The organism is Aeromonas sp. s5 (assembly GCF_040907865.1).
GTDB lineage: Bacteria > Pseudomonadota > Gammaproteobacteria > Enterobacterales > Aeromonadaceae > Aeromonas > Aeromonas dhakensis.
Map to the genome: position 1 here is coordinate 180,276 of NZ_JBFOCO010000009.1, position 17,114 is coordinate 197,389.

14 protein-coding genes are annotated in these 17,114 nt (G+C 63.8%); 6 read left to right on the forward strand and 8 right to left on the reverse strand.

Going from position 1 to position 17,114, the window contains the following annotated elements:
* Window positions 1–19: 19 nt before the first annotated feature.
* From AB5Y94_RS07375 to argC, 3 genes are read right to left on the reverse strand one after another with little or no spacing between them, the layout of a single operon-like run.
* Window positions 20–931, reverse strand: coding sequence for an ornithine carbamoyltransferase (locus tag AB5Y94_RS07375; RefSeq protein ID WP_026139149.1), 912 nt, complete (start codon window positions 929–931; stop codon window positions 20–22).
* Window positions 932–956: 25 nt separating this feature from the next.
* Window positions 957–1,736, reverse strand: coding sequence for an acetylglutamate kinase (argB, locus tag AB5Y94_RS07380; protein WP_139431214.1), 780 nt, complete (start codon window positions 1,734–1,736; stop codon window positions 957–959).
* 23 nt (window positions 1,737–1,759) lie between these two features.
* Complete coding sequence (argC, locus tag AB5Y94_RS07385; protein WP_368205279.1) at window positions 1,760–2,767, reverse strand: N-acetyl-gamma-glutamyl-phosphate reductase; 1,008 nt, start codon at window positions 2,765–2,767, stop codon at window positions 1,760–1,762.
* Window positions 2,768–3,035: 268 nt separating this feature from the next.
* Here argC and argE point away from each other — a divergent pair, with 268 nt between their 5' ends.
* Window positions 3,036–4,181 (forward strand): acetylornithine deacetylase, encoded by a 1,146-nt coding sequence (gene argE, locus AB5Y94_RS07390; protein ID WP_010635207.1) that lies wholly within the window; start codon window positions 3,036–3,038, stop codon window positions 4,179–4,181.
* A gap of 215 nt (window positions 4,182–4,396) precedes the next feature.
* Window positions 4,397–7,030: a phosphoenolpyruvate carboxylase gene (ppc, locus tag AB5Y94_RS07395; protein WP_368205280.1), complete on the forward strand. Its 2,634-nt coding sequence runs from the start codon at window positions 4,397–4,399 to the stop codon at window positions 7,028–7,030.
* A 653-nt stretch (window positions 7,031–7,683) separates the two neighbouring features.
* On the opposite strand, the gene AB5Y94_RS07400 is transcribed toward ppc, so the two are convergent.
* Window positions 7,684–10,140 (reverse strand): bifunctional aspartate kinase/homoserine dehydrogenase II, encoded by a 2,457-nt coding sequence (locus AB5Y94_RS07400; protein WP_368205281.1) that lies wholly within the window; start codon window positions 10,138–10,140, stop codon window positions 7,684–7,686.
* On the reverse strand, window positions 10,140–11,312 hold the full coding sequence (gene metB, locus AB5Y94_RS07405) for a cystathionine gamma-synthase (RefSeq protein ID WP_368205282.1): 1,173 nt from the start codon (window positions 11,310–11,312) through the stop codon (window positions 10,140–10,142). Before metB ends, AB5Y94_RS07400 begins: the two co-directional genes overlap by 1 nt.
* Window positions 11,313–11,517: 205 nt before the next feature.
* On the opposite strand from metB, the gene metJ reads away from it, so the two are divergent.
* The 3 genes from metJ (at window position 11,518) to AB5Y94_RS07420 (ending at window position 13,052) form a co-directional block, all read left to right on the forward strand.
* On the forward strand, window positions 11,518–11,841 hold the full coding sequence (gene metJ, locus AB5Y94_RS07410; protein ID WP_005308521.1) for a met regulon transcriptional regulator MetJ: 324 nt from the start codon (window positions 11,518–11,520) through the stop codon (window positions 11,839–11,841).
* 35 nt (window positions 11,842–11,876) lie between these two features.
* On the forward strand, window positions 11,877–12,629 hold the full coding sequence (locus AB5Y94_RS07415) for a helix-turn-helix domain-containing protein (protein ID WP_368205283.1): 753 nt from the start codon (window positions 11,877–11,879) through the stop codon (window positions 12,627–12,629).
* Window positions 12,630–12,713: 84 nt separating this feature from the next.
* Window positions 12,714–13,052, forward strand: coding sequence for a tRNA-binding protein (locus AB5Y94_RS07420; protein WP_017783578.1), 339 nt, complete (start codon window positions 12,714–12,716; stop codon window positions 13,050–13,052).
* Window positions 13,053–13,124: 72 nt separating this feature from the next.
* Here the strand turns inward: AB5Y94_RS07420 and AB5Y94_RS07425 are convergent, their stop codons facing one another.
* The 3 genes from AB5Y94_RS07425 to nudE all read right to left on the reverse strand — a co-directional run bounded on the left by AB5Y94_RS07425 (window position 13,125) and on the right by nudE (window position 16,265).
* Window positions 13,125–14,396, reverse strand: coding sequence for an aromatic amino acid transport family protein (locus tag AB5Y94_RS07425; protein WP_019840798.1), 1,272 nt, complete (start codon window positions 14,394–14,396; stop codon window positions 13,125–13,127).
* A gap of 412 nt (window positions 14,397–14,808) precedes the next feature.
* A complete protein-coding gene (gene cysQ, locus AB5Y94_RS07430) occupies window positions 14,809–15,621 on the reverse strand; it encodes a 3'(2'),5'-bisphosphate nucleotidase CysQ (protein ID WP_005308514.1) in 813 nt (270 codons plus the stop codon).
* Between the two features lie 35 nt (window positions 15,622–15,656).
* Window positions 15,657–16,265 (reverse strand): ADP compounds hydrolase NudE, encoded by a 609-nt coding sequence (gene nudE, locus AB5Y94_RS07435; protein WP_172442833.1) that lies wholly within the window; start codon window positions 16,263–16,265, stop codon window positions 15,657–15,659.
* A gap of 138 nt (window positions 16,266–16,403) precedes the next feature.
* Here nudE and yrfG point away from each other — a divergent pair, with 138 nt between their 5' ends.
* Entirely contained in the window at window positions 16,404–17,072 is a 669-nt protein-coding gene (yrfG, locus tag AB5Y94_RS07440) for a GMP/IMP nucleotidase (RefSeq protein WP_368205284.1), read from the forward strand.
* The last annotated feature ends 42 nt before the right edge of the window (window positions 17,073–17,114 follow it).

Consider the following 17,114-nt stretch of genomic DNA (forward strand, 5'->3'; position numbering starts at 1 on the left):
GATTTGGGGTCGGTTGCCGTTATTTGTGCCCAAGCAGGGTCAACAGCACGGCGTTCTGGATATGCATCCGGTTTTCTGCCTCGTCCATGATGAGGGAGCCAGGCCCGTCCATGACCTGAGAGGTGATCTCCAGCTCCCGGTGCGCCGGCTGGCAGTGCAGCACGTGCTGGATGCCGGTGCGGTCGAGCAGGGCCTGGTTGATCTGATAAGGCATAAAGATATCTTTTACCTGCTCCATTGGCGTGTTGTCACCCATGGAGACCCAGGTATCCGTGTAGGCCACGTCAAACCCTTCGATGGCCGCCACGTCGTCGCTGATGTGGATAGTCGCCCCCGACTGGGCCGCCAGCGCCTGGGCCTGCAGGAAGATCTGGGTATCCGGACCGTGGCCTTTCGGGCAGACCAGGGTCACGTCGGTGCCGAGGGTCGCCCCCAGCAGCAGCAACGAGTGGCTGACGTTGTTGCCATCGCCGAGATAAGCCAGCTTCACCTTGGACAGATCGCCGTAGTGCTCGCTGATGGTCATGAAGTCCGCCAGCCCCTGGCAGGGGTGGTAGAGGTTGCAAAGGCTGTTCACCACCGGCACAGTGCCGTGCTCCGCCAGCTCGACCAGAGTCTGGTGATCGAACACCCGGGCGACGATGGCATCGCACCAGCGCGACAGGTTGGCGGCGAAATCCTTCACCGATTCGCGCTTGCCGAGCGCGCCGTTCTGCTGATCCAGATAGACGCTGTGGCCGCCCAGCTTGGCGATGCCGATGTCGAAGGTGACCCGGGTGCGCAGAGAGGGTTTCTCGAACAGGGTGACCACGCTCTTGCCCGCCAGTGCCTGGCCGTACTTTTTCGGATCGGCCTTGACCGATTTGCCTAGCGCGATCAGCGCCTCGATCTGGGCCTTGCTCAAGTCGCTGTCTTTCAGAAGATGTTGCATCGGATGTTCCTTGTTCCGGTGGAGATCAGAGAGATACCTGGGTGCCGACGGCACCGCCAGCCAGCAGCTTGAGCAGCTGATCCGGGTAGCGCCAGCTGGCGACACAGACCGGTTTGCCCAGGGTCTCGGCGGCATGCAGGGCGGCTTTCACCTTGACCGCCATGCCGTCGCTGATCACCCCCTTCTCCATCAGATCCAGCGCGGTCAGCTTGTCGAGCTGGGGCACCAGCTTGCCCTTGCCATCCAGGATGCCGCTCACGTCCGACAGCATCACCAGATCGGCGCCGAGCGCCTCGGCAATGGCGGTAGCCGCCTGATCCGCGTTGACGTTCATCAGCTGCCCCTCGGCGGTGATGCCGATGGAGCTCACCACCGGCAGGAAGCCCTGAGCGAGGATCCCCGCCACCAGTGCCGGGTTGCCCGGTTGGCAGTCACCGACCGCGCCGAGTGCCGGGTCGAGCTGGGTCACCTGGCACAGACCGCCGTCCGCCAGACAGAGCCCCACCGCCGGGATGCCGGTGGCGATGGCCTTGGCCATCATCTGCTTGTTGGCGGTACCGGCTAGCGCGCCGGCAATGAACGGGATCTGCTCGAACGGGGTCACCCGCAGGCCGTTCTTCTTGGTGGAGGTGAGACCCAGCCCCTTGAGCAGGTCATCCACCAGGCAGCCACCGCCGTGCACCAGCACCAGGGGTCTGTGCTGCTCGTCCAGAAAGCTTTTGAGGGTGGCGAACAGGGCGGTCAGCGCCTCGTCGTTCTCGATCAGTGCGCCGCCCAGCTTGATTACCAGAGTCTGCTTGTTCATCGTTGCGATCCTTCCTTGAGTCCTTAAATCAGGCCGGTGGCCGGTTCAAATCCGAATTTGATATTTATGCACTGCATGGCCTGGGAGGCGGCACCCTTGAGCAGGTTGTCGATGGCGGAGACCACCACCAGCATGTTGCCCTGCTGTTGCCAGGCGAGGTCGCAGTAAGGGGTGCCCGCGACGCCGCGAATGGAGGGCATCTGGCCGGTCAGGCGCACCAGCGGCTTGCCCTCGTAGGCCTTGAGGTAGGCCTGATCCACCTGGGTCGGCGTCACGCCATCCGCCAGCTGCACATAGATGGTGGCCAGGATGCCGCGCACGTAGTTGCCAAGGTGAGGCTGGAACAGCACCTCCTTGCCGAGGTGGTGGCTGATCTCCGGCTGATGCCTGTGATTGAAGGTGCCGTAGGGGTTGAGGCTCACCTCGCAGAAGCTGGTGTTGATGGCCGCCTTGCGACCGGCCCCGGAGACCCCGGAGACGGCGTTGATGATGGGCTGCCACCCCTTGGCGATGAGACCAGCCTGCTGCAGCGGCTTGAGGGCGCAGAGGGAGGCGGTCGGGTAGCAACCGGGCACGGCTATCAGCTGGGCCGCCTTGACCGCTTCAGCATTCCACTCGGCCAGGCCGTAGGCGGCCTGATCCAGCCACTGCTCGCTCTCATGGGTGAAGCCGTAGTAGGAGGCGTAGAACTGCTGCTCCCTGACCCGGAAGGCACCGGAAAGATCGAACACCGGCAGCCCCTTGGCCAGGAACTTGGGCGCCAGCTCGGCGCTCACCTCGTGGGCGGTGGCCAGCAGCACCAGATCGGCCTGGGTCAGGATCCGGGTCATGCCATCTTCGTCCAGCGGCAGCAGCGGCTGATCCAGGGCGCCGACCCACTGGGGATGCAGAGAAGAGAAACGCTTGTGGGCGTCCTGGCTGCCGGCGGAAACATAGAGGCCGAACAGCTTGAGTTGTGGATGGTTCTGGACCAGGGCGGCCAGCTCGGCTCCCGCGTAGCCACTGGCACCGACGATAACGGTGTTAAGCATGTTGAGTATTCCAAGTCAGAGTTCGAGATTCACAGCATGGTGCTGCGGTGCACAAGGGGGTTCGATGCCCCATGCACGAGTGCGGAGGGGCAATTCAGGCGGGTGTGTGTCGTCGGTTATAGATCAGGTGACAGAACATTAACTTTCCCTTACAACTAGAAGCCTTGTCGATGAGCCACGTATTCAGGCAAACCTACAGAATATTCATGCACTCACTTTGCATTTGTATTTTCTAACAGAAACATTCCGGGGAAGCAAGGAGGAGCAGGTGGCCAATCTGGATTTTTTTTCACTCTACAAGAATATTATTGCGATTCCGTCCATCAGTAGCACGGATCCCCGCTGGGATCAGAGCAATGAGGCGGTGATCCGGCTGCTGGCCGACTGGTTCGCTCAGCTCGGCTTTCAGTGCGAGGTGACCGCCCTGCCCGATCTGCCGGGCAAGTTCAATCTGGTGGCGACGATAGGCCAAGGCGAAGGGGGGCTGCTGCTGGCGGGCCACACAGATACGGTGCCGTTCGACGAGGGCGCCTGGCGCAAGGATCCCTTCAAGGTGACCGAAGAGGGCAACCGCTTGTACGGGCTGGGCACCATCGATATGAAGGGCTTCTTCGCCTTTATCGTCGAGGCGCTCAAGGAGATCGACCTCAAGACCCTCAGCAAACCGCTGCGCATTCTGGCCACCGCCGATGAAGAGACCACCATGGCGGGGGCCCGCGCCATCGCCGCCGCGGCCGAACTCAAACCCGACTACGCGGTGATTGGCGAGCCGACCGGGCTGGTACCGGTAGTGGCCCACAAGGGGCACATGTCGGAAGCCATCCGCATCACCGGCAAGAGCGGCCACAGCTCGGATCCCGCCAACGGCGTCAACGCGCTGGAGATCATGCACCAGGCCATGGGCCAGGTGCTCAAGCTGCAGCACAGCCTGAAGGAGAAGTACGCCGATCACAGATTCGCCGTGCCGCAGCCGACCCTGAACCTCGGCTACATCCAGGGGGGCGACAGCCCGAACCGCATCTGCGGCTGCTGCGAACTGCACATCGACATGCGACCCACCCCGCAGGTGGGCCCCGACGAGCTGATGGGCATGCTCAAAGAAGCGCTCTCCCCCATCGAGATCCACCAGCCGGGCTGCCTGCACCTGCAGCACCTGCACGAGCCGATCCCTGCCTACGCCTGCGCCGATGACTCCGAGCTGGTGCGCGAGGCCGAGCGGGCCAGCGGGCGGGCCGCCGAATCCGTGAACTATTGCACCGAGGCCCCCTTCATCCAGCAGCTCGGTTGTGAAACCATAGTGCTGGGCCCCGGCCACATCGCCCAGGCCCACCAGCCGGACGAATATCTCGATCTGTCGTTCGTCAAACCGACCACCAGCGTATTGCAGCACCTGATCCGCCGTTTCTGCCTCTGAACTGACGGGAATGTAAGTAAGTTACATGACATCGCACCTCGGGACAGGTGATGGAAATACATGTTCTGAATCGGCCTGTTATTTGACCTTGCGCAGACAATCTGGGTAGATTGTCACCCTAAGATGACGGAGCATATGTTGTAATCGCACAACAATAAGTGAGGTCGTCTCGCACCCCGGATGGGTGTCAGGCACCAACAAGATAAGGATGTGGAATGAACGAAAAGTACGCCGCACTACGCGCCAACGTAGGCATGCTGGGTCAACTGCTGGGCAAGTCCATCAAGGATCATCAGGGACAGGCCTTCCTCGACAAGATCGAAACCATTCGCCAGCTGGCCAAATCCTCCCGCAAAGGCAATGAGACGGACCGGGAACGTCTGCTCGACACCCTGCGCAACCTGAGCGACGACGAGCTGCTGCCGGTGGCCCGCGCCTTCAGCCAGTTCCTCAACCTGGCCAACGTGGCCGAACAGTTCCACACCATCTCCCGTCGCTGCGAAGAGCAGGTCTGCACCCCGGATCCGCTGGAGCAGATGTTCGACAAACTGAAAGCCTCCAACCTGTCGCAGGAAGCCATCATCCAGGCCGTGCGCGAGCTGGACATCGATCTGGTGCTGACCGCCCACCCCACCGAGGTGACCCGTCGCACTCTGATCCACAAGCACGTACAGCTCAACGACTGCCTCGAGGCGCTGGAGCTGTCCGATCTGCTGCCCCGCGAGCGGGACAAGATCCTCAATCGCATCGAACAGCTGGTCAACCAGGCTTGGCACACCAACGAGATCCGCGAACAGCGCCCGACCCCGGTGGACGAGGCCAAGTGGGGCTTCGCCGTGGTGGAAAACAGCCTGTGGCCGGCCATCCCCGAATTCATGCGCAATCTGGACGAGCGGCTGCAACACCACCTGAGTGTGCGGCTGCCGCTGGATGCCGCGCCGGTCAAGTTCACCTCCTGGATGGGCGGTGACCGCGACGGCAACCCCTTCGTCACCGCCAAGGTGACCGCCGAAGTGCTGGAGCTGGGCCGCTGGATGGCGGTGAGCCTGTTCTACAAGGACATCAAGGAGCTCACCTCCGAGCTCTCCATGTCCGACTGCACCGACGCCGTGCGCGAACGGGTCGGAGATCACCCCGAGCCTTACCGCGCCCTGGTCCGCGAGCTGCGCGAACAGCTGCGCGAGACCCAGGAGTTCCTGACCGCCAAGGTGCAGGGCCAGGCGAGCGAGAGCCGGGATCTGGTCAAGACCACCGCCCAGCTGCGCGAGCCACTGGAGCTCTGCTACCACTCCCTGCACGCCTGCGGCATGGGCAACATCGCCGACGGCATGCTGCTTGACGTGCTGCGCAAGCTGGCCTGCTTCGGCATCCATCTGGTCAAGCTGGACATCCGCCAGGATGGCGAGCGCCACGGCCAGGTCTTCTCCGAGCTGACCCGCTACCTCGGCATGGGCGACTACGCCGAGTGGAGCGAGGATGACAAGCAGGCCTTCCTGCTCAACGAACTCAACTCCCGCCGCCCGCTCATCCCGAGCGACTGGGCGCCGAGCGACGAGACCCACGAGACCCTGGATACCTGCAAGGTCATCGCCCAGCACGACCCCGATGCGTTCGGCATCTACATCATCTCCATGGCTGGCGCACCGTCCGACGTGCTGGCGGTGCAGCTGTTGCTCAAAGAGGCCGGCTGCAAGTTCCGCATGCCGGTCGCCCCGCTGTTCGAGACCCAGGAAGACCTGATGGCGGGCACCGCCGTGATGGAGCGCCTGCTGTCGGTGGACTGGTATCGCGGTTACATCCAGGGCCGTCAGTACGTGATGATTGGCTACTCCGACTCCGCCAAGGACGCGGGCATGATGGCCGCAGGCTGGGCCCAGTACGCCGCCATGGAATCCCTGGTGGCGCTGGCCGAAGCCAACAACCTGCGCCTCACTCTGTTCCATGGCCGTGGCGGTACCGTCGGCCGTGGTGGCGCACCTGCCCATCAGGCGATCCTGTCGCAACCGCCGGGATCCCTGCGCGGTGGCCTGCGGGTGACCGAACAGGGCGAGATGATCCGCTTCAAGTTCGGCCTGCCCAAGGTGGCCATCCAGAGCCTCAACCTCTACACCAGCGCCGTGCTGGAGGGGAATCTGCTGCCGCCGCCCAAGCCCAAGGAGTGCTGGCGCGCCGTGATGGAGCAGCTGGCGTCCGTCTCCTGCGATCACTACCGCAGTATCGTGCGCGGTCATCCGGACTTCGTGCCCTACTTCCGCGCCGCCACCCCGGAGATGGAGCTCGGCAAGCTGCCGCTCGGCTCGCGCCCCTCCAAGCGCAAGCCCAACGGCGGCGTCGAGAGCCTGCGCGCCATCCCCTGGATCTTCGCCTGGACCCAGAACCGGCTGATGCTGCCGGCCTGGCTCGGCGCCCACAAGGGGCTGCAGCAAGCCATCGCCGACGGCCAGAAGGGCGTGCTGGAAGAGATGAGCCGTCAGTGGCCCTTCTTCCGCACCCGCCTCGAGATGCTGGAGATGGTGTTCCTCAAGGCTGACGTCTGGCTGGCCGAATACTACGACACCCGGCTGGTGCCCAAGGAGCTGTGGGGCCTCGGCAAACAGCTGCGCCAGGAGCTTGCCGACTCCATCCAGGTGGTGCTGGAGCTGCGCCCGCAGGGCGACTTGCTCGACGACCAGCCCTGGATCAAGGAGTCCATCAAGCTGCGCAACCCCTACACAGACCCGCTCAACGTGCTGCAGGTCGAGCTGCTGGGCCGCTCGCGCAACCATGCCGAAACTCTGCATCCCGAGTTGGATCAGGCGCTGATGGTCACCATCGCCGGCATCGCCGCAGGTATGCGCAACACGGGTTGATAGTCGGGGCTATCAAGCTCCCCTCAATGACAAAGGGCGCCTCGGCGCCCTTTGTTATATATACAGGGCCCGCAGGAGCCATGTTGCCGGAGAATCCTTGGTCGTTAGGCGTTGCCATGGAATCGCAGGGTCGATTAACTATCAGGGGCAATCGCCCGCTTTACAGCTTTAGAGGATGGTGGATGCAAGCCTGCCGGTCTTGAAGGGGTTTCGCCCGCCCTTCGGGCTGGGGCGAGTGACTTTGGAAAGACCCAAAGTCACCAAAGGTCTTCTCCCCCACTTCTTCGCCCGACTACGTCGGGTACCTTCGGCTCACCCGCATGTCCGACGGCACGCGCCGACGGGCCATCCATGGCCCGGCGCCACTCGCTCGACATCCTGTCTCGCGACCTGGACAAGCGTACTCGCCTCAGCGAATAAGAGGGGGAACCAATACCGTGCCCATTCTTGGCCAGTCTGTGCGGGAGTAGTGCCCGTTCATGCTACCTGTGCAAGTCCGGTTATTACCTGACTCTTGCCTGCAACCTGTTGAAGAAGCTAAAAAACCGGCCGCTTACGAGATAGGGAAATCAGCCCGTAGACCTAAAAACCTGACGCTAAACAATAAAAAGAGGCGCCACTGGCGCCTCTTTGACTGAACGGCTTGTCCGCTGTTACAGGCTGGCACAGATCTGCCAGAGGTCGTACTGGATGGCGGCGGCCGTCACTTCTCGGCCGGCGCCCGGGCCCTGAATGACCAGCGGGTTGGTGCGATAGCTGTCGCTCTCGATGGCGAAGATGTTGTCGCACGGCAGCAGGTTGGCGAACGGGTGGTGCGGCTCCAGCGCCTCCAGCCCGACCCGCGCCTTGCCGTCGTGCTCGAAACGGGCGACGTAGCGCAGCACCTTGCCGACCCGGCGCGCCCCCTCGAAGGCGGTCTGGATCGGGTCATCCAGCTCTTTCAGCCTGTCCATGAATTGATCCGTGCTCACCTTGCGCAGGGAGACGGGCACCAGGTTCTCCAGCTCGATGTCGGCGGAGTCGAGCTCGAAGCCCGCCTCCCGCGCCAGAATCAGCAGCTTGCGGCGCACATCCTGGCCGGAGAGATCCTCGCGGGGATCCGGCTCGGTCAGGCCGTGCTGCCACGCCTCGTCCACCAGCTCGGAGAAGGGGCGTGTGCCGTCATACTGCTGGAACAGCCAGGAGAGGGTGCCGGAGAAGATGCCGGAGACCCCCTGGATGCGGTCGCCGCTCTGGCGCAGCATCTGGATGCTGGACTGGATCGGCAGCCCGGCGCCGACGGTGGCGTTGTAGCGCCACTGCACCTGATGGTCGCGGCAGGTCTGCTTGATGCGCTGGTAGAACTCGCTGTCGGCGGCGCCGGCAAACTTGTTGGCGGCGATGATGTGAATGCCGAGCTGGGCAAAGTCCGGGTAGTAGCGGCTCACCGTCTCGCTGGCGGTCATGTCCAGCGCGATCAGGGTATCGAAGCCGTGCTGCTCCAGCTGGGCCAGCAGCTCGGGCCAGATCAGCGGCTTGGGATTGAAGTTGTCCTGTACCTTGAGGGGATCCAGCCCCTCTTCATCCAGCAGGCCCCCTTCCGAGCTGAACACCCCGTAGAGGGTGAGCGCCAGGTTCAGTTCATGCTCGAGCCGCGCCTTCTCGCGGGCATAGAGGTTGAGCCAGTGACCGCCGATGTTGCCCTTGCCGAACACCACCAGCCCGACCCGGTTCGGGCGGCTGAACAGGGCGCTGTGCAGGGCGATCAGCAGCGGCTCCAGCACCACCTGGCGCAGCACGGCCACCAGGCTCAGGCCATCTTTGGCCACCTGGACGAACTCCAGCGGCTGATCCGCCAGCAGCTGGTAGAAGCGGTGGCACTGCTCGGCATTGTCGGTGACGCCAGCCCCCACCAGCGCCACCAGGCTGTAGCCTTCGCGCTGGATAAGACCGGTGAAGCTGCCCTGCAGCTGGAAGTCGCGCAGCAACTCGAACGCCCCCTGCGCCACCTCGAGGGTGTAGGCGAGGCGCAGGATCCGGCGATCCGGCTGGCGCTGCAGGGTAAGCGGATTGAGGCGGTGACGGGCCAGATGGGCCTCGATGGTGGCTACCGTCTGCTCATAGTTGGTCTGTGGCAGCACCTTCAGCTCGATCAGTGCGATCTGATCCACCGAGGAGACGATGCGGGCTCCGCCGGAGCGAGGGGCGCGGCGCAGGATGTGGGTGCAGCCCTCGTCCGGGTTGTAGCTGCAGCGCAGGGTGAGGCGCTGACGACTGTCGGCCACCGGTTGCAGGGTACGGGAGTGCAAGACCGAGGAGCCGAGGCGGGCCAGCTCGTTGGCTTCGGCTAGGCTCAGGCGCTCCAGCAGACGCGCCTCCTTCACCCGGCGCGGGTCGGCGCTGTAGACCCCGGCCACGTCACTCCAGATGGTGGTGGATTCGCCGTCTGCCAGCAGCGCCAACAGGCTGGCGCTGTAGTCGGAACCGTTGCGGCCGAGCAGCAGGGAGCGGCCCTCCATGTCGGCAGCGATAAAGCCGGTCACCACGATGCGACCGGCATGCTCCGCAAGTCGCGCCTTGAGCAGTTCGCTGGAGAGCGCAGTATCCACCTTGACCAGAGCGCCATCCTCGGCACGCAGGAAGCTGCGGGCATCGAGCCAGATAGCCTTGTCGCCGCGGCTGGTGAACAGGGCAGCCAGCAGGCGCGCCGACCACACCTCGCCAAAGGCGAGCAGGCCGTTGCGGGCGAAGCGGTCAAACTGCCCCTCAAGCGTCTTGGCGATGAGCTGCATGTCGTCGGCCAGCTGCTTGCTCAGATCGAGCTGCAGTTCACCTTCCAGCAGGCCGTCGATCAGCCCCTGCTGATAGGCGTGAAGGGCGGAGATAGCTTCACCAGCGGCTTCATCACCTGCTTCGGCCAGCTCCACCAGCTGGATCAGCCGGTTGGTGGTCTTGCCGGCGGCGGAGACTACGATCAGTTCATCCCCACCCACCTGTTGTTCAACGATGCTGGCGACCCGGCGATAACAGACCGGATCCGCCAGACTGCTGCCACCGAATTTGTGGACGTGACGTCGCTTCAAGCCTGCTTCTGTTGCCACCGCGATCTCTCCTTGTTGCTGCTGTTCCATTACTTCGCTACCTGTTCTGCCTGCTGCGCCTGTGCAAAAGCCTGTGCCAGATCGGCCACCAGATCTTCACCGTGTTCAATACCGACCGACAACCGCAGCAGCTGGGCGCTGATGCCTGCCGCCTGCTGGGCGGCCGGGGTCATGGCCCTGTGGGTCATGCTGGCCGGATGGGCCACCAGACTCTCCACCCCGCCAAGGGATTCGGCCACCGAGAAGAGGGTGAGGGCCGCCAGGAAGGCGCGAATGCCCGCCTCGCTGCAATCGAGCTCAAAACTTAGCATGGCGCCGAAACCGGACTGTTGACGGCGCGCAATATCGTGGCCCGGATGGCTCGGCAGGCTGGGGTGATAGATGCGTCTAACCAGCGGTTGCTGCTGCAAGAAGGCGAGGATGCGGTCGGTGTTCTCCTGATGGGTGCGCAACCTGGGGGCCAGGGTGCGCAGACCGCGCAGGGTGAGGTAGGAGTCGAACGCCCCGGAGGTGAGCCCCAGACAGTTGGCCCACCACACCAGGGAGTCGGCCAGCTCGGGTTCCTTCGCGATCGCCACCCCGCCCACCACGTCGGAGTGGCCGTTGATGTACTTGGTGGTGGAGTGCACCACCAGGTCCGCCCCCAGCGCCAGCGGCTGTTGCAGCAGCGGCGAGAGGAAGGTGTTGTCCACCGCTACCTTGGCCCCCGCCGCGTGAGACGCCTCGGCGATGGCGGCGATGTCCACCACCCGCAGCAGCGGGTTGGAGGGGGTCTCCACCCACACCAGCGCCGGCTTTTGGGCCAGCGCTTCGGCCAGTGCCGCCGCATCCCCCTGATCGACAAACTGCACCCGGTAGTGGCCCTTGGCCGCCAGGTACTCGAACAGGCGCCAGGTGCCGCCGTAACAGTCGTGGGGGGCGATCAGCAGATCCCCCGCCTTGAGCAGGGCGGTGGTGACCAGATGGACGGCCCCCATGCCGGTGCCGGTCACCACGGCGCCGGCGCCCCCTTCCAGCGCCGCCAGCGCGTCCGCCAGATTGGTGCGGGTCGGGTTGCCGGAGCGGGCATAATCGTATTGACGGGGCTCGCCAAAGTCGGCAAAGGTGTAGTTGCTGGAGAGGTAGATGGGCGGCACCACGGCACCGTGTTGCTGATCAGTCTCAATCCCGGTGCGCACTGCCTGGGTGGCCTTGTGGGTCATGTCACTCTCCTTGATGTCTCTTCACACGCTGGCATCTTGCTGCCACGCGTCATCCCGCCATTGCAGGCTCATGGTGAACCACACTACGCCAGCTTAAAAAGGCCGTCAACACTTCCAGACGTCTAAATGGCTTTGCTGTTGGATTGCCATTAAATTCCTTAAGGGTTAAAATCCGCGCTCACGGCTAAACGAGAACAGGTGGATCATGGGTACAGAGTGGAACGGCGACTACGTCAGCCCCTACGCGGAACACGGCAAGAAGAGCGAACAGGTCAAGAAGATTACCGTCTCGATCCCGCTCAAGGTGCTGAAGGTGTTGACTGATGAGCGCACCCGCCGTCAGGTGAACAACCTGCGTCATGCGACCAACAGCGAGCTGCTCTGCGAAGCCTTCCTGCACGCCTTCACCGGTCAGCCGCTGCCCTGCGACGAAGATCTGCGCAAGGATCATCCGGACAGCGTCCCTGCCGAGGCGCGTGCCATCATGGAAGCGCTGGGCAAAGAGATCGAAGATTTCGACGCCGAGTAATCCAGCAGCAGATGCCAGACAGCAAACCCCCTTCGATGACGCGGCCCCAGGCCGCGTCATCGCTATCCGCCCCTTTCAGCCTGCGTCGCTACCAGAGCGACGTCTGCAGCCACAGCCACGACCATGCCCAGCTGGTGATCCCCCTCGACGGTCCCATCGAGATCGAGGTGCAGGGCCAGGGGCGGCGGCTTGCGCCCGGCTTTGCCTGCATCATCGCCCCCGGTGAGCGGCACGACTACGCCGCCGATCCGGCGCTCTCGTTTCTGGTGCAGGAGAGTCACTGGCTGCCCGGCGAGCTGGGGGAGCGCCCCTTCATCGAGCTGGACGAGGCCCAGCGCCACTACCTCGCCTTCCTGCACCGCATGGTGGCCGAGGGGCGCCACGTGGCCGGCATGGAGCAGGTGTGGCTGGGTCTGCTGGCAGAGGCGCAGCAGGCAGGCTCGCGCGGCCGTGCCCGCCTCGCCCCGCGCATCGGCAAGGTGCAGCGCCATATCGAGGCGCATCTCGCCGAGCCCCTCAGCAACGAGCGGCTGGCCGCCATCGCCTGCCTCGGCCAGAGCCAGTTCAAGCACGCCTTCCAGCAGCAGGTGGGGATGAGCGTCTCCCAATACATCCGGGCGCGGCGCATGGCATTGGCGCGTACCCTGCTCGCCCACACCGCCCTGCCCGTCGGCGACGTGGCCAGCCGCTGCGGTTACCAGAATCAGGGGGCCTTCGGCGAGCGCTTCCTGGCCGAAACCGGAGTGACCCCTTCCCTCTGGCGCCAACAAAACGGCCGCTTGCCGTAACCGGGCGGCCGTTTGCCGAAGACGGCACAGGTGGTTTCGAGGCATGCTGAGGCTCATGCAAGGTATGGGTAACGAGGAGCCAAGATGCAGACCATAAGCTGGCAGGATTTCGAGATGGTGGAGCTCAGGGTGGGCACCCTGGTGCGGGTCGAACCCTTCCCCGAGGCGCGCCGCCCGGCCTACAAGGTGTGGGCGGATTTCGGCCCCGAGCTCGGGGTGCGCAAGAGCAGCGCCCAGATCACCGACCTCTACCAACCGGAGGATCTGGTAGGTCGCCAGATCGTCGCCGTGGTGAACTTCCCCCCCAAGCAGATAGGGCCGATCCAGTCGGAGTTTCTGCTGACCGGCTTCTACCGGCCGGACGGCGCCGTGGTGATCGCCATCCCCGAGCAGGCGGTGGAGAACGGCGCCAAGCTCGGCTGAGGCCACCACCGGACGGATACAAGAGAGGCGACCCAAGGGTCGCCTCTCTCTTTTGCGGCTGGTTGCTCGCCGTTACTTCAGCAGGCTGAAGATCAGCGCCGACACCGCCAGCGAGCCGGTCAGCAGGATGAAGCCGTTGGCCCAGCGCTGGCGGAAGCGCGCCAGCGCCTCCACCTTGTAGATGGCCACCACCGGCATGATGAACAGGATCATGGCGATCACCGGACCGGAGAGGGTCTCCATCAGCCCCAGGATCCCCGGGTTGATGATGGCGGCGCCCCAGATGGAGAAGAACATCAGGGCGATGCCGAGCTTGTCCGCCTTGGCCAGCGACAGGCCGGTGGGCTTGGCGATCAGGCTTTTCAGGCTCTCGCGGGCACCGAGGAAGTGACCAAGGAAGGAGGAGCTGATGGCGATGAAGGCGATGAGTGGCCCCAGAGTCACGATCACCGGGTTGTCGGTGATGTTGGCAAGATAGGAGAGTACCGAGACGTTCTGGGCCTTGGCCTCGGCCAGCTGGGCCGGGGAGAGGCTCAGCACGCAGGAGAAGACGAAGAACAGCACGAAGCCCACCAGCATGACGGTGGTGTTGCGCAGGATCAGGCTGCTCTTGGCTTCCGCCTGCTCGCCGTACTCCCGGCGCTGCACGTTGGCAAAACCGGAGATGGCGGCGGCGTGGCTGAAGGCGAACACGGTGACCGGCAGCGCCAGCCAGACGGTGTTGAGGAAGCTGCCGCCCCCCAGGCTGCCCAGCTGTGGCCACTGCCACTGGGGAATGAGGTAGCAGGAGAGCGCCGCCAGGATGGCCGCCAGCGGATAGACCATGACGGCAAAGGCGCGCAGCATCGCCTTCTCACCGGCCAGCATCACGGCGATCATGGCGAACACCAGCATGCCGGAGAGCATCACCCGGTTCGGGGTCGCCATGCCGAGCTGATTGATCATGAAGCTCTCCACCGTGTTGGTCAGCCCGACGCCGTAGATGAGCAGGATCGGGAAGATGGAGAGGAAATAGAGCGCCGAGATGAGGCGGCCGGCCATCTTGCCGAAGTGCTCCTGGGCCACCTCGGTGAAGTCGGCGTGGGGGCGCGAAGAGGAAAGCACGAAGCGCGCCAGCCCGCGGTGGGCCAGGAAGGTCATGGGGCCGGCCAGCACGGCGACGATGATGAGGGGCCAGATCCCGCCCAGACCCAGGTTGATGGGCAGGAACAGGATGCCGGCACCGACGGCGGTACCAAACAGGCTGATGACCCAGTGGGTGTCGTGGCGGCGCCAGGGGGTGGCGCTGACGGTGGTGGAGCGGGAACCGGACAGCTCCCCTGTGACGTCTACAGATAAACTCATTACTAATTCACTTTTTGTCAGTGTTTTAATCTGAGTTCATTGTGGTTTATCGGGATTTAATTCTCAAAAATCCCCCCTGAAACATATCACTACCATTACGGGCTTCAGCCAGTGAGATTGGGAATGGAATTGGGATCACATAAATAAGTAAAACTAAATTCGGTGAAATTAACAAAATTTAAAACCAAATTTTCATTCATGGTCAATTTTTTATTTTGGCCAAATGATCGTTTGCAGAATTACCTGAAAAATCGTGCCATTCCGCCGCCCTCTCTTGTGATGATTCACTGTCATTCCCGCGCTTTGCCAGCGGATATTCCTGTTCATCCCCGATAAAACCAGCGGATCACACCATGCAATCAGGCGGCCATGGGGCCGCCTGATTGCCGTCAACGATGACCTGTTTACCCGCTCAATGGGCCAGAATGCTGCCCCAGGCGAGATCCGGATCCCCCATCACGATGAAGTCCGGGTTCTCCAGCGACTCCGTCTCGTTGTAGCGCAGCGGCTGCAGCGCCAGGCTGAGGATGCGGCCACCGGCCGCCTCGACGATGCACTGGGCGGCGGCAGTGTCCCACTCGCCGGTAGGGCCGAGCCGCACGTAGCAGTCGGCCGCTCCTTCCGCCACCAGACAGGACTTGAGGGAACTGGAGCCGAGCGGGATCAGCTCGTAGTTGATGGCCGGGTTGAGGCGGCGGGTCAGGTTCTCCAGCTTCTGGCGGCGGCTGATGGCCACCACCAGCGAATCGGGCTGATCGTGCTCGTGGTGCATGGCGCTGATGGGGTGCACCTCGCCGTTCGCCTCCTTGAAGGCGCCATGACCGCGCACCGCCCAGTAGAGCACGTCCGATTCGGGGGCATAGATGACGCCGAGTACCGGCACGTTGTCCTGCACCAGGGCGATCAGGGTGGCGAAGTCACCGCTGCCGGCGATGAACTCGCCGGTGCCATCGAGGGGATCCACCAGCCAGTATTGCCGCCAGTTGGCGCGCTGGCTGAAGGGGATGTCGGCCGCCTCTTCGGTCAGCACGGGCACGTGGGGAGTGAGCGCCGACAGCGCCTGTTTGAGGTAGGCATCGGCAGCAAGATCGGCACTGGTGACCGGGGTCGCATCCTCCTTCAGCTGACGCTCGAACTGACCGCCGTGATAGATTTCGTGAAGGATCCGGCCCGCTTCGCGCGCGATCTCCTTGACCCCCGGCACCCAGGCCAACAACTCCTGCATCTTGTTATCCTCTGTATTCAAACTGCCCCTGCGGGCTACTCTGCCTGCTCCGCCAGCCAGCGTTGGGCCAGCAGCAGCGCACTGATGCTGCGCGACTCCGTGAAGTCGGGGCGCGCCAGCAATTCGTCGATCCGGTTCAGCGGCCAGGGGATCACCTCGAGGGGCTCGGGCTCGTCCCCCACCCGCTGCTCGGGGAAGAGATCCCGCGCCAGCAAGATGTCCATCCGGCTGGAGAAGTAGCCCGGCGCCAGCGACACCTGCTTGAGCAGGGTCAAGCTGTTGGCCCCGAAGCCCGCCTCCTCCATCAACTCACGGTTGCCCGCCTCGAGGGCATCTTCACCCGGGTCGATCAGCCCCTTGGGAAAGCCCAGCTCGTAGGAGTGGGTGCCCGCCGCGTACTCGCGCACCAGCAGCAGGGTGTGGGCATCGAACAAGGGCACCACCATGACGGCGCCCCGGTTGCCGCCACGCATCCGTTCGTAGACCCGCTCCTCGCCGTTGGAGAACTTGAGGTGGAGCGACTCCACCTTGAACAGCCGGCTCTCGGCCACGATCTCGGCCTTGAGGATCTCCGGCTTGCTCTTGTCGTGCGCCATGGTCTCGACGCTGAGGTGGACGGGTTTGCGTTGGTGGTGATCACTCATCGGGGCTGGCTGCTCGTTAAAAAATCGTGTTTCAAGAGTAAACGACTCCCCTCTCGAACACCACGGGGCAAGGGTGGGAAAGCGGCGGGAAAAATCCGTTATAATGCCCGCCCGTTTCGACCCGACCACCGAGGCCCCATGCCGACCCCACTGCCCTGGCACCAGATAGACACTGTCCTGCTCGATATGGATGGCACCCTGATCGACCTCCATTTTGACAACCACCTCTGGCAGCAGCTGGTCCCCGAGCGCTATGCCGAACGACTCGGCCTGCCGCTGGCCGAGGCCAGAGTGCAGATCGAGGCGCACTACCAGGCCGTCAGCGGCACCCTCGACTGGTACTGCGTGGATTACTGGAGCGAGACGCTCGGGCTCGACATCCACGCCTTCAAGCAGGAGATCCTGGAGAAGATCCAGTGGCGCCCCAACGTCATCCCCTTCCTGGCCGCGCTCAAGGCCGCCGGCAAGCAGCTGGTGCTCTTCACCAATGCCCACCCTGCCAGCCTGTCGGTCAAGGATGCGCACCTCGGCCTCGCCGAGCACCTCGATCTGATGGTGAGCACCCACGAGCTGGGCTGGTCGAAGGAGAGCCAGCACTGCTGGCAGGCGCTGGCCGAGCGGCTGGCGTTCGACCCGGCCCGCACCCTGTTCGTGGATGACAGCGAGCGGATCCTGCGCGCCGCCGCCGATTACGGCATCGGCTACCAGCTCGCCATCCAGAACCCGGACAGCCGGCAGCCCGAGCAGCGCATCACCGCCTTCCCGGCGATCCGCGACTACGCAGAGCTGTTGCCCCTCGGCACCTGATACGCTCAAGGCCCTCATCGCGAGGGCCTTGTCATATCGGCT

Excerpts from the sequence above, each read along its gene's own strand:
- AB5Y94_RS07375 (WP_026139149.1), bottom strand. The coding sequence starts at position 931 with ATGCAACATCTTCTGAAAGACAGCGACTTGAGCAAGGCCCAGATCGAG.
- argB (WP_139431214.1), bottom strand. The coding sequence starts at position 1,736 with ATGAACAAGCAGACTCTGGTAATCAAGCTGGGCGGCGCACTGATCGAG.
- argC (WP_368205279.1), bottom strand. The coding sequence starts at position 2,767 with ATGCTTAACACCGTTATCGTCGGTGCCAGTGGCTACGCGGGAGCCGAG.
- ppc (WP_368205280.1), top strand. The coding sequence starts at position 4,397 with ATGAACGAAAAGTACGCCGCACTACGCGCCAACGTAGGCATGCTGGGT.
- AB5Y94_RS07400 (WP_368205281.1), bottom strand. The coding sequence starts at position 10,140 with ATGGAACAGCAGCAACAAGGAGAGATCGCGGTGGCAACAGAAGCAGGC.
- metB (WP_368205282.1), bottom strand. The coding sequence starts at position 11,312 with ATGACCCACAAGGCCACCCAGGCAGTGCGCACCGGGATTGAGACTGAT.
- metJ (WP_005308521.1), top strand. The coding sequence starts at position 11,518 with ATGGGTACAGAGTGGAACGGCGACTACGTCAGCCCCTACGCGGAACAC.
- AB5Y94_RS07415 (WP_368205283.1), top strand. The coding sequence starts at position 11,877 with ATGACGCGGCCCCAGGCCGCGTCATCGCTATCCGCCCCTTTCAGCCTG.
- AB5Y94_RS07420 (WP_017783578.1), top strand. The coding sequence starts at position 12,714 with ATGCAGACCATAAGCTGGCAGGATTTCGAGATGGTGGAGCTCAGGGTG.
- AB5Y94_RS07425 (WP_019840798.1), bottom strand. The coding sequence starts at position 14,396 with ATGAGTTTATCTGTAGACGTCACAGGGGAGCTGTCCGGTTCCCGCTCC.
- cysQ (WP_005308514.1), bottom strand. The coding sequence starts at position 15,621 with ATGCAGGAGTTGTTGGCCTGGGTGCCGGGGGTCAAGGAGATCGCGCGC.
- nudE (WP_172442833.1), bottom strand. The coding sequence starts at position 16,265 with ATGAGTGATCACCACCAACGCAAACCCGTCCACCTCAGCGTCGAGACC.
- yrfG (WP_368205284.1), top strand. The coding sequence starts at position 16,404 with ATGCCGACCCCACTGCCCTGGCACCAGATAGACACTGTCCTGCTCGAT.